The organism is Oscillibacter sp. GMB15532, from assembly GCF_041020825.1.
GTDB lineage: Bacteria > Bacillota > Clostridia > Oscillospirales > Oscillospiraceae > Oscillibacter.
The window spans coordinates 83,336-95,735 of record NZ_JBEVTO010000004.1 but is presented as its reverse complement, the minus strand read 5'-3'; the positions used below and the strand labels follow the sequence as shown (position 1 = coordinate 95,735).

At 58.5% G+C, this 12,400-nt stretch carries 11 protein-coding genes; all 11 read left to right on the top strand.

Going from position 1 to position 12,400, the window contains the following annotated elements; translation table 11 throughout:
- Positions 1–19 precede the first annotated feature (19 nt).
- The 11 genes from ABVS15_RS06185 (at position 20) to argF (ending at position 12,297) form a co-directional block, all read left to right on the top strand.
- Positions 20–787, top strand: coding sequence for an SDR family NAD(P)-dependent oxidoreductase (locus ABVS15_RS06185; RefSeq protein WP_369282871.1), 768 nt, complete (start codon positions 20–22; stop codon positions 785–787).
- A 15-nt stretch (positions 788–802) separates the two neighbouring features.
- The gene (locus ABVS15_RS06180; RefSeq protein WP_369282870.1) at positions 803–1,762 is read left to right on the top strand and encodes a C-terminal binding protein; all 960 of its coding nucleotides are present in this window, start codon (positions 803–805) and stop codon (positions 1,760–1,762) included.
- A 47-nt stretch (positions 1,763–1,809) separates the two neighbouring features.
- Positions 1,810–2,766, top strand: coding sequence for a bifunctional 4-hydroxy-2-oxoglutarate aldolase/2-dehydro-3-deoxy-phosphogluconate aldolase (locus tag ABVS15_RS06175; protein ID WP_369282869.1), 957 nt, complete (start codon positions 1,810–1,812; stop codon positions 2,764–2,766).
- Between the two features lie 18 nt (positions 2,767–2,784).
- Positions 2,785–3,810 carry a PfkB family carbohydrate kinase gene (locus ABVS15_RS06170; protein ID WP_369282868.1) on the top strand — a complete coding sequence of 342 codons (1,026 nt, stop codon included), beginning with the start codon at positions 2,785–2,787 and terminating at the stop codon, positions 3,808–3,810.
- Positions 3,811–3,814: 4 nt separating this feature from the next.
- A complete protein-coding gene (locus ABVS15_RS06165; protein ID WP_369282867.1) occupies positions 3,815–4,276 on the top strand; it encodes an HIT family protein in 462 nt (153 codons plus the stop codon).
- A gap of 98 nt (positions 4,277–4,374) precedes the next feature.
- Entirely contained in the window at positions 4,375–6,090 is a 1,716-nt protein-coding gene (gene ilvD / locus ABVS15_RS06160) for a dihydroxy-acid dehydratase (RefSeq protein WP_369283019.1), read from the top strand.
- Positions 6,091–6,355: 265 nt separating this feature from the next.
- The gene (gene mtnA, locus ABVS15_RS06155) at positions 6,356–7,426 is read left to right on the top strand and encodes an S-methyl-5-thioribose-1-phosphate isomerase (protein WP_369282866.1); all 1,071 of its coding nucleotides are present in this window, start codon (positions 6,356–6,358) and stop codon (positions 7,424–7,426) included.
- A gap of 83 nt (positions 7,427–7,509) precedes the next feature.
- Positions 7,510–8,232 carry a purine-nucleoside phosphorylase gene (gene deoD / locus ABVS15_RS06150; protein WP_369282865.1) on the top strand — a complete coding sequence of 241 codons (723 nt, stop codon included), beginning with the start codon at positions 7,510–7,512 and terminating at the stop codon, positions 8,230–8,232.
- Between the two features lie 270 nt (positions 8,233–8,502).
- On the top strand, positions 8,503–9,726 hold the full coding sequence (locus ABVS15_RS06145) for an argininosuccinate synthase (RefSeq protein ID WP_369282864.1): 1,224 nt from the start codon (positions 8,503–8,505) through the stop codon (positions 9,724–9,726).
- Positions 9,727–9,894: 168 nt separating this feature from the next.
- A complete protein-coding gene (gene argH / locus ABVS15_RS06140; protein WP_369282863.1) occupies positions 9,895–11,295 on the top strand; it encodes an argininosuccinate lyase in 1,401 nt (466 codons plus the stop codon).
- Positions 11,296–11,313: 18 nt separating this feature from the next.
- On the top strand, positions 11,314–12,297 hold the full coding sequence (argF, locus tag ABVS15_RS06135) for an ornithine carbamoyltransferase (RefSeq protein WP_369282862.1): 984 nt from the start codon (positions 11,314–11,316) through the stop codon (positions 12,295–12,297).
- The last annotated feature ends 103 nt before the right edge of the window (positions 12,298–12,400 follow it).

The following is a 12,400-nucleotide window of genomic DNA, read 5'->3' as shown; positions in this document are numbered from 1 at the left end:
TTAAAGGAGATCGTTTTTAATGACAAATTTATTTGACCTGACCGGTCGTCGTGCCATCGTCACCGGCGGTACCCGCGGACTGGGCCACGGCATGGCCGAGGGATTGATGGAGGCCGGAGCCTCCGTGGTGATTTTTGGCTCCTCCGAAAAGGCGGAGTCCGTTGCTGCGGAATTCCGCACCCGCGGCTTCAACTGCCACGGACTGAAGGTGGACCTGGCCAACGCCGAAGAGCGGGAGCAGGGCTTTTACAAGGCCGTGGAGCTTCTTGGCGGACTGGATATTATGCTTAACGCGGCAGGCATTCAGCGCCGCTTCCCCTGCGAGCAGTTTCCTGCCGAGGACTGGAACGCGGTGATCGAGGTGAACCTTACCGCCCCGTTTGCCCTTTCCCAGCTGGCGGCTCGTGAATTTTTGAAGAAGACCGAGCCCTCCGGGAAAATCATCAACATTGCCTCTATGCTGACCTTCTTCGGCGGCTTCACCGTGCCCGCCTATGCGGCAGCCAAGGGCGGCGTGGCGCAGTTCAGCAAGGACATGTGCAACGAGCTGGCAGGGCGGAACATCAATGTCAACTGTATTGCCCCCGGCTATATGGACACAGAGATGAACACTGCCCTCACCGATCCCACAAACCCCCGCTATCAGGAGATTACCGACCGCATTCCCGCCCACCGCTGGGGTACCGGTCAGGATATGAAGGGCACCGCCATCTTCTTGGCCTCCCGCGCCTCCGACTACCTCAACGGCGCGGTCATCCCCGTGGACGGCGGATATCTGGTGAAATAAGCATTGGAGGAACACATGACAACGTATACCGTCTGTGTCAGCGATGAGCGGCACGCAAGCTATGAAATTGAACGCAAGATGCTCGCATCAATCGGTGCGGAGCTTCGGCTTTGCCACTGCGAAACCGAAGAGGATCTAATCTCCCAGTGCGCCGACGCTGACGCCATATTGCTGGATCTGGCGCCCATGACCGCCAAAGCTGTGGCGGGCCTCAAGCGCTGCAAAATAATCAGCCGTTACGGCGTGGGCTTTGAAAACGTGGACCTGAACGCAGCCACCGCCCACGGAATTCAGGTCACCAATGTCCCCGACTATTGCATGGAGGATGTATCCGACCATGCGCTGGCGCTGATGCTCTCCTGCCTGCGCCACATCCCCATGCGGGACCGCCGGATTAGAGAGGGCGCCTGGAACCTTCAGGGCACCAGCTTCCGCCTGAAAGGCAAGACGCTGGGCGTCATCGGCGCGGGACGCATCGCCCGGGCGCTGATTCAAAAGGTGTCCGGCTTCGGCCTGAGCGAGGTTTTGGCCTATGACCCCTATGTAAGCGCAGAGGAACTGGCAGCGCTGGGCGTGCGGAAAGCGGAGCTGGACGAGGTTCTTTCACAGTCTGATATCATCTCTCTCCATCTCCATGTCAATAAAGAAACAGAGGGCATGATCAACGCTCAGGCACTTGGAAAGATGAAACCCACCGCCATCCTCATCAATGTCAGCCGCGGCCCCCTGGTAAACGACGCGGACCTGCTGGACGCGCTGGAGCGCGGGACGATTCTCTCCGCCGGTCTGGATACCCACAATCATGAGCCTTTGGGGGCTGACTCTCCCTTCTGCCGCCTGTCCAATGTGGTTTTGACCGACCACACTGCTTACAGCACCATGGAGGGCGTGGAGGAGCTCAAGACGAAGGTTGCGCAAAACGCCATCGACGTTCTCACCGGGAAAGCCCCCCGATACCCCGTCAATACTCTGTAAGGCTGCGTCCATCAGGACGTGCCTCAGAAAGAAAGGAACGCGATATTATGGAAATTCTGGAAAGACTGCATCAGGCCGGCGTGGTTCCGGTAGTGGTTCTTGAGGACGCGGCTCACGCCGTTCCCACCGCAAAAGCCATGCTGGCCGGAGGCATTGATGTCATGGAGATCACCTTCCGCACCGCCGCCGCGCGGGACTCCATCGCCGCCGTGGCAAAAGAGTGCCCGGATATGCTGGTGGGCGCGGGCACGGTGGTAACGCTGGAGCAGTGCAAAACCGCCGTGGAGGCGGGAGCGCAGTTCATCGTAGCCCCGGGCTATTGCGAAGAGGTCGTGGCATGGTGCGTAGAAAACGGCGTGGCGATCACCCCGGGCTGCGTCACTCCCACCGAGATTATGGCGGCTATGGCCCACGGGCTGAAGGTCGTCAAGTTCTTCCCGGCCAGTGTCTATGGCGGACTGCCCGCCATGAAATCCCTGTCCGGCCCCTTCGGAGGGATTCGGTTCATTCCCACCGGCGGTGTAAACGCAAAGAATCTGGGCGAATATCTGGCAGCTCCCTTCATTCACGCCGTGGGCGGAAGCTGGCTGTGCGACAAGGCGGATATTGCCGCCGGGCGCTTTGACCGCATCACCGCCCTGTGCGCCGAGGCCCGCCTGGGTGCGCTGGGCTTTGAGCTGGCCCATGTAGGCGTCAACACTGAGGACCCGAACACCTCTCTGGAGGTCTGCCAGCAGTTTGAGAGCGCCTTTGGCTTTGCCGTGAAGGAAGGCAACAGCTCTAACTTTGCCGGTTCTGCCGTAGAAGTGATGAAGTCCATGTATCTGGGGAAAAATGGCCATATCGCCGTGCGTACCAACAGCATTTCCCGGGCAGCGGCAGAGCTTTCAAAGCGCGGCTTCCGCCTGAACGAAAGCACCGCAAAATACAAGGGTGAGACGATGGTCACCGTATATCTGGAGCAGGAATTCGGCGGCTTCGCCGTGCATCTGCTGCAAAAGTAACACAGGGAGGAAACGTTTATGAAATTTCTGACATTTGGTGAAATTATGCTGCGCCTGAAGGCCCCCGGACAGGAGCGGTTTTTCCAGTCTCCGGCTCTGGAGGCCACCTTCGGCGGCGGCGAGGCAAACGTGGCCGTGTCCCTTGCCAACTTCGGCATGGACGCCGCCTTTTTGACGGTTCTGCCCGAAAACTCCATCGGCGATGCCTGCGCGGCGGAGCTGCGCCGTTTCGGCGTGGATACCGGGCGCATCCAGCGCGGCCCGGGCCGCATGGGCATCTATTATCTGGAAAGCGGCGCAAATCAGCTCCCCTCCAAGGTGGTGTATGACCGCGCCGAGTCCTCCATCGCGCTGGCAAAGCCCGGCGACATCGACTGGGACAGTGCGTTTGACGGTGTGGATTGGTTCCACATCACCGGCATCACTCCCGCCATCTCCGAGAGCGCTATGGAGCTGTCTCTGGAGAGCGTGAAGGCCGCCCGTGCGCGCGGAATCACCATCTCCTGTGATCTGAACTACCGCAAAAACCTTTGGAAATACGGCAAGCGTGCCGCAGAAGTCATGCGGGAGCTGGCAAATTACGTGGACGTGGCCGTGGCCAACGAGGAGGACGTGCAGAAGTCTCTGGAAATCACCACCGACGTGGTGGTGGAGTCCGGCGCGCTGGACCGGGACAAGTACCGGGCACTGGGCGACAAGGTCCTGGCCGCATATCCCAACATGAAGATGATCGCCATTACCCTGCGGGAGAGCCACAGCGCCGACTGGAACGACTGGGCCGCCTGCCTGAACGATGGCAAGAACTTCTACGTCTCCAAAAAGTATGAAATCCGCAGCATTGTGGACCGGGTTGGCGGCGGCGACAGCTTTGCCGGCGGCTTGCTCTACGGTCTGAATCACTATGAAGACCGACAGCAGGCTTTGGAGTTCGCCGTGGCGGCCTCCTGCCTCAAGCACAGCATTCTGGGCGATTTCAACCGCGCGGGCGTGTCCGACGTGGAGAAGCTGATGGGCGGCGACGGCACCGGACGGGTGCAGAGGTAAGCCCGTGAGCTGTTTTTACTGTGAAAAGGACGAGCGCCTGCTGGCGCTGATGACCCCTCTCGCCGGAATGACCTGGTCGGATGTGTATCTGTTTAACGACCAGAAGCACCGGGGCCGCTGCATCGTGGCGCTCCGGGAGCATCACGACGAAATCTTTCAGCTCTCCGACGCTCAGCGGGACGGCTTTTTTGCCGAGGTTGCGGCAGTAGCCGAGGCCGTCTCCCACTATGCCGGGGCCGATAAAATCAACTACGCCATTTACGGCGACAATGTTAGCCATTTCCATGTGCATCTGGTCCCCAAAATTCGGGATGGGCTTCAGTGGGGCGGACCGTTTACGGACTCCATTCCCACAGTGACGCTTTCTTCCTCGGATTTTCAGGAGACGGGACGCGCGCTTCTGGCCGCTCTGGATGCCGCCGCCTCACGGCGCGGACTTCCGGCGGCGGAGCACCGTTTCGCCTAATATGCTCGTCGCCCTGTGCCAGGCGGCTCGGCGGAACACTTCGCCGGACCGCCTGCGCACAGGGCGCAATTCTATCCAGGAGGTCATTCATGAGTGAACTGACAAGCCAGCGGCTTCGGAAAATCGCACCGGAGCTGGACCCGCTCCGTCTGGGCGCGGGCTGGAAGCCCGAGGACCTTTCCAAGCCGCAAATCATAATCGAAAGCACATTCGGCGACAGCCACCCCGGCAGCGCCCACCTGATGGGGCTGGTGGAGGCTGCCCGGGCAGGAATTGCCGAAGCCGGCGGCTTTGGCGCCCGCTATTTTACCACAGATATCTGTGATGGCGAATCGCAGGGACACGACGGAATCAACTATTCCCTTGTCTCCCGGGATATGATCGCCAACATGATCGAGATTCACGCCAACGCCACGCCGTTTGACGGCGGCCTGTTTATCGCAAGCTGCGACAAGGGTCTGCCCGCGCATCTGATGGGCATGGGGCGGATAAACCTGCCCTCCATTGTGGTGACAGGCGGCGTAATGGAGGCCGGTCCCGACCTGTTGACCCTGGAGCAAATCGGCACGTACAGCGCCATGTTTGAGCGGGGTGAAATCTCCGAGGAGAAATTCACCTATTATAAACAAAACGCCTGTCCCTCCTGCGGCGCGTGCTCCTTCATGGGCACCGCCTCCACCATGCAGATCATGGCGGAATCGCTGGGGCTGATGCTGCCCGGCACCGCGCTTCTGCCCGCCACCAGTCCCGACCTTCCGGAGGCCGCCCGCAAAGCGGGCCAGCAGGCTGTCTGGCTGGCCCGGCAGGGATTGAAGGCACGGGAAATCGTCACGCGGAAGTCTTTTGAAAACGCGGTGATGGTCCACGCCGCCATCTCCGGCTCCACCAACGCGCTGCTGCATCTGCCCGCCATAGCGCAGGAGTTTGGCGTGGAAATGGACGCCGAGACGTTTGACCGGCTCCACCGGGGCATGCACTTTCTGCTGGATATCCGCCCCACCGGCCGTTGGCCGGCGCAATACGTTTACTATGCCGGCGGCGTGCCTGCCATCATGGAGGAGATCAAGTCGCTGCTCCATCTGGATGTCATGACCGTCACAGGCAAGACGTTGGGCGAAAATCTGGAGGAGTGCCGCACAAACGGCTATTATGAACGTTGTGCCGCGCTGCTTGAAAAAACGGGTGTAAAACGCGAGGAGATCCTCCGCCCCTATGACCGTCCTCTTGGACGGGACGGGAGCATCGCCATCCTCCGGGGCAGTCTCTGCCCCGACGGTGCGGTCATCAAGCACACTGCAGCACCTCCCGAAATGTTTGACACCGTCCTCACTGCGCGACCCTTTAACTGCGAGGAAGACGCCATCGCGGCCATTTTGTCTCATAAAATCCAGCCCGGAGACGCGGTCATCATCCGGTATGAGGGCCCCCGGGGCAGCGGGATGCCGGAGATGTTCTATACCACCGAGGCCATCTCCTCTGACCCCGAGCTTGCCTCTTCTATCGCCCTTTTGACCGACGGACGCTTTTCCGGTGCGTCCAGAGGCCCCGCCATCGGCCACATCTCGCCGGAGGCCGCTGAGGGCGGCCCCATCGCGCTGGTGGAGGATGGGGACCTGATCCACATTGACGTGGCAGGGCGAAAGCTGGACATCGTGGGCGTGGCCGGAGAAAAAAAACCGGCGGAGGAAATCCAGCAAATTCTGGAGCGCCGCAAACAGGCATGGACTCCCATGCCCCCTCGCTATTCAAGCGGTGTGCTCCGTCTTTTTTCCGAGCATGCCCAGTCTCCCATGAAGGGCGGCAATATGAAATAACCGCTATGCGGATACAAAAAACCGGGGGGCGCAGAATTCAGTCTGCGTCCCTCGGTTTTTAAACGCGCCGGTTTGATCCCAGCTCATAGGCAGAAGCCCACTTTTATGTTTACATTTACTCTTATTTTTGCTATTCTCACAAGTAGAACCACACGGTCTACACGGCCGTGTGGGCCGTGTCCCGCATATGCCGGGCACGCATTTCGGCGCTTGATAAAACCCGGCTTATTCCGGGATGTCTTGAGGGAAGGAAGATTTTTAATCTATGGAGAAGACTGTGTTTCAGGGCACAATTCCCGCAAACATCCGCTACGACCGAAAAGCGGAAGCCCTTTACATTTTGGACCAGACCTTACTTCCGGGCGAGGAACGAGAGCTTCGCCTTCAAACCGCAGAGGAGATGTACGATGCCATCCGGACGCTGAAGGTCCGGGGCGCGCCCGCCATCGGCGTGTGCGCAGGCTATTGCATGTATGTGCTGGCCAAGTCCATCCGGGGCGAGGATCGGCAGGTATTTTTGAAAAAGCTCAGCGACTACGGCGTGTATCTTAACGCCTCCCGCCCCACGGCGGTGAATCTCAACTGGGCCATTCGTCAGATGCTCCGCACTGCCTTGGAGCATGCAGACAGCCCCCGGGGGCAGCTTCTGGACGCGCTGTACGAAAAGGCGGTGGAGATTCATCAGGACGATATCTCCAAATGCAACGCCATCTCGGAATTTGGCCTGAGCCTGCTGAAAGACGGCGACGGTCTTTTGACTCACTGTAATGCCGGTCCCCTTGCCACCTCCCGATACGGAACGGGATTGGGTCCCATTTTGCTGGGGACAGAGCGGGGCATGCGCTTCCGGGTTTTCTCCGATGAAACCCGCCCGCTTTTGCAGGGTGCGCGGCTTACCAGCTACGAATTGCAGCGCTCCGGCGTGGATGTGACCTTGATTTGTGACAGCATGGCCTCCATTGTCATGAAAAACGGCTGGGTGAACGCCTGCCTTGTGGGCTGCGACCGGGTGGCCGCCAATGGCGACACCGCCAATAAAATCGGTACCTCCGGCGTGGCGATTCTGGCAAAACATTACGGGATTCCCTTTTACGTTCTCGGCCCCACCTCCACCGTAGACATGGACTGCCCCGACGGGGCCCACATCCCCATTGAGGAGCGGGATGGGGAAGAAATCCGCTCTCTGTGGTACGAGAAACCCATGGCCCCGTCGGGAATAAAGTGCTATAACCCTGCCTTTGACGTAACGGACCATGAATTGATTACCGCAATCGTGACGGAAAAGGGCATTTGCCGTCCGCCATACACAAAGTCACTGGCGGCGCTCTTCCGCTAAAAAGCGTAAGAACCCTCTGTATTCGGGGACTTTTGACAACAAATTGAATTATTCTCTAGTTTAAATACAAGGAGGAATCAATTATGGCCACTCCATCTGCCTGTAACGAGGCGAACCCCGGTGAAATTGCCAAGGCAGTTTTGATGCCCGGGGATCCGCTGCGGGCCAAATTCGTGGCGGAGCATTACCTTAAAAACCCTGTGTGCTTCAACGAGGTCCGGGGAATGCTGGGCTATACCGGCGAGTACAAGGGCAAGCGTATTTCCGTGATGGGCCACGGCATGGGTGTGCCTTCCATCGGGCTTTATACCTACGAGCTGTATCATATGTATGACGTGGACTCCATCATCCGCATCGGCTCCGCCGGGGGCATCGGGGAAAACGTCCGTGTGCGGGACGTGGTGATCGCTCTGGGCGCGTCCACCAACTCCCATTTTGCCGACCAATACGGATTTCCCGGCCAGCTGGCCCCCACCGCCAGCTTCTCTCTCTTAAAGGACGCGGTGGCGGAAGCGGAACGGCTGGGCGTCCGGACGGACGTGGGGCAGGTGTTCACCGCCGACCAGTTTTACAACGACAACGCCGCGGCCGGGGATGCATACCGCAAATTCGGCATTCTGGCTGTGGAGATGGAAACCGCGGGCCTGTACTGGACTGCCCAGCGGGCGGGAAAGCAGGCGCTGTCCATCCTCACCATCTCGGATCATATTTTCACGGGAGAAGCCCTGTCTGCGCAGGAGCGGCAGGACTCCTTCCACGAGATGATGGAAATCGCGCTGGAGACGGCGTGGCGGTCCCTGGACTAAGAGGCGGAAAACTTTCGACTTTATATGCGCGGAGGTATGGATTAATCCATACCTCCGCGCATGCTATTTCATTTCCGTTTTAATAAAAATTTATTTTTATTGTATATCTACATTTAATATTCAAATTTTTTTAAATTTTACGGTAAATTATTAAAATTGTATGCAACTGGCGTGCAATTTTTGTGCAGAGTGCCAGTTGAATAAATATTCTTTTCAGGCGTATAATAAATCCACCAAGCGATTCACATTATACATGGAGGGATTTCCGTCATGAAAGATAAACAGAGCATCAAAAAAATTGTGCTGGCCTATTCCGGCGGTCTGGACACATCCATCATCATCCCCTGGCTGAAGGAAAACTACAACGGGGCCGAGGTCATTGCCGTCTCCGCCGACGTGGGGCAGGGCAGCGAACTGGACGGCCTTGAGGAAAAGGCAAAAAAGACCGGCGCTTCCAAGCTGTACATTGAGGATTTGACCGACGTGATGGTGGATGAGGTGATTTTCCCGTCCATGAAAATGGGGGCCAATTACGAGCAGTATCTGCTGGGTACCGCCTTTGCCCGCCCCATCATCGCAAAACGGCTGGTGGAGATTGCGGAAAAGGAGCAGGCGGACGCCATCTGCCACGGCTGCACCGGCAAGGGCAACGATCAGGTCCGTTTTGAACTGGCCATCAAGCGCTTTGCTCCGGAAATGCCCATTATTGCCCCGTGGCGTGAGTGGGACATCAAGGGCCGTGATGAGGAAATCGACTATGCCGAGGCCCACAACGTCCCCCTGAAAATCAGCCGGGAAACCAACTATTCCAAGGACAAAAACCTCTGGCACCTAAGCCACGAGGGCCTGGACCTGGAGGACCCCGCCAGCGAGCCGAAGTACGACGAGCCGGGCTTTTTGGAGATGAGCGTCAGCCCCATAGCGGCGCCGGACGCACCCACCTATCTGACCATCGGGTTTGAAAAGGGTGTGCCCGTCTCCGTGGACGGCGTAAACATGAAGGGCAGCGACATTGTGCGCAAGTGCAACGAGCTGGGCGGCAAAAACGGCATCGGCCTTTTGGATATCGTGGAAAACCGTCTGGTTGGCATGAAGGACCGCGGCGTATATGAAACTCCCGGCGGCGCGATTCTCTACCATGCCCACGCGGCACTGGAAACCATCACCGTCGATAAGGACACCGCCCATATGAAGACGAAGCTGGCGGTGGACTTCGCGGATTTGGTTTACAACGGCAAGTGGTTCAGCCCCCTGCGGGAGGCCCTCAGCGCCTTTGCCGACAAGACGCAGGAGTATGTCACCGGCGAGGTGAAGCTGAAGCTCTACAAGGGCAACATTATCAACGCCGGAATCACCTCTCCCCACAGCCTGTATTCCGAAAATCTGGTGACCTTCGAGGAGAGCGACTACAACCAGAACGATGCCACAGGCTTTATTAACCTCTGGGGCCTGCCGGACACGGTGCAGGCGCTGCGGGAGCGGAACAAGCTGTAAGCTGGGCGCCCCGCGGATTAATCTTTCGTTTATTTTTGCCTGCCCCGGCAAAAATAATATCCGCCGGGAGCAACCGGGGCGGTCCCCCGGCCCGGCGGACCCCTCTTAAATTACTGAAATCGGGTGGGAGCTGTTCCTCCCCCCGATTTCTATTAAGGAGAAACCTTTATGAAGCTCTGGTCCGGACGGTTCGGAAAAGAAACCAATACGCTGGTCAACGACTTCAATGCCTCCATCCACTTCGACCAGCGGCTTTACCGGGAGGATATCGCCGGAAGCCTTGCCCACGCGCAGATGCTGGCAAGCTGCGGCGTAATCTCCTCCGAGGACGCAGCCGCCATCGCAGAGGGCCTGAAAAGCATCCTTGCGGATATTGAGGCCGGGACGGTGACGTTTACCCCCGACAACGAGGACATCCACATGAATGTGGAGGCTTTGCTCACCGCCCGCATCGGCGACGCGGGCAAGCGGCTTCATACCGCCCGCAGCCGCAACGATCAGGTGGCACTGGACTTTCGGATGTATGTCCGGCACGAGATTCCCGTCATCATCGCTGAGCTTCTGAATTTGCAGTCGGTGCTGGCGCGGCAGGCCAAAGAGCACCAAACCACCGTGATGCCCGGATACACCCATTTGCAGAGGGCGCAGCCCATCAGCTTTGCCCACCATCTGCTGGCTTACGCGGCGATGCTTTCCCGGGACGTAACGAGGCTGGAGGACTGCAACAAGCGCCTGAACGAGTGTCCTCTCGGCTCCGGCGCGCTGGCGGGCACCACCTATCCCATCGACCGCTGGCAAACCGCCAAAGCGCTGGATTTTGACGCGCCCATGGGCAACTCTTTAGACGGCGTTTCCGACAGGGATTATGCGCTGGAACTACTCTCGGCTCTGTCTATCCTGATGATGCACCTCTCCCGCTTTTCTGAGGAGGTCATTCTCTGGTGCAGCTGGGAGTTCAAGTTCATCGAGCTGGACGACGCGTATTCCACCGGCTCCAGCATCATGCCCCAGAAAAAAAATCCCGACGTGGCAGAGTTGGTCCGAGGAAAAACCGGGCGGGTGTACGGCGATTTGATGGGCCTGCTCACCGCCATGAAGGGCCTGCCTCTGGCCTATAACAAGGATATGCAGGAGGATAAGGAACCGGTGTTTGACGCCGTTGACACGGTGGAGCTGTGCCTCCCTGTATTTGCCGCCATGCTGGACACCATGACCGTCCGCCCGGACAATATGCGGGCGGCGGCAGGCCGGGGCTTCATCAACGCCACAGACTGCGCCGACTATCTCACCAAGCAGGGAATGCCCTTCCGGGACGCGTACACCGTCACGGGCAAGCTCGTGTCCCAGTGCACCGAGAGGGGCATCACACTGGAGGAACTGACACTTTCGGAGCTGCAAGCCACCTCGCCCTTATTTGAGGAGGATGTGTACGACGCGCTGAAGCTGGAAAATTGCATGTCCCGACGGTCCTGCTACGGCGGGCCTGCCCCTGAGGAAACCGCCCGGCAGATACAGGCGGTGGAGGCCTTTGTCGAGGCCCACGCCGTCACAAGCGCCGCACCGCAATGAAAGAAAGGAAGATGAACCGTGAAAGGACACACTCATTTTTTAAAGCTGCTGGACTTTACGCCAGCTGAAATCCAAGAGTTTTTGGACACCGCAGCCGACTTGAAGGCCAAGAAAAAGGCCGGGGTCCCCCACCGTTATCTGGAGGGGAAAAACGTCGCCCTGATTTTTGAGAAAACGTCTACCCGTACCCGCTGTGCCTTTGAAGTGGCGGCGCGGGATTTGGGGATGGGCACCACCTATCTGGACCCCTCCGGGTCCCAGATCGGGGCCAAGGAATCCATTGCCGACACCGCCCGGGTCCTTGGCCGGATGTACGACGGCATTGAGTACCGCGGTTTTGGGCAGGAGCTGGTGGAGGAGTTGGCGAAGCACGCCGGGGTCCCCGTGTTCAACGGACTGACCAACGAGGCCCACCCTACCCAGATTCTAGCGGACTTCCTGACCGTTCAGGAGCATTTTGGCGATCTGAAAAAGGTAAAGCTGGTGTACATCGGTGACGCGGGCTATAACATGGGTAATTCCATGCTGATCGGCTGCGCGAAAATGGGGATGCATTTGGTGCTCTGCGCCCGGGATGACTACCTTCCCGAGGCGTGGCTGCTGGAAAAGGCCAAAGAAATCGCGGCAGAAACCGGCGCGGTGATCGAGGTGGAAGCCGATCCCATAAAGGCCACCAAGGGCGCGGACGTGATTTACACCGATGTGTGGGTGTCCATGGGCGAACCGGAGGCCAAGTGGGCCCAGCGCATTTCGGAGCTGGAAAACTATCAGGTCAATCAGGCCCTGATGGACAACGCCGGCCCCCAGTGCAAATTCATGCACTGCCTGCCCGCCTATCACGATCACAAAACGAAAATCGGCAAAGAGATCGGCGAAAAGTTTGGGCGGAAAGATCTGGAGGTCACCGACGAGGTGTTTGAATCCCCCCAGTCCATTGTCTTCGACGAGGCGGAAAACCGCCTCCATACCATCAAGGCGGTCATGTACCTCCTGATGAAATAAGCACCTTCCGGAAAAATTTTATGGGATATACGAGAATGGCGCGGCCCTCAGGCCGCGCCATTCTTAATGTTCTTTCTTCTGTGACATCTCCAGCGTCCGCCGA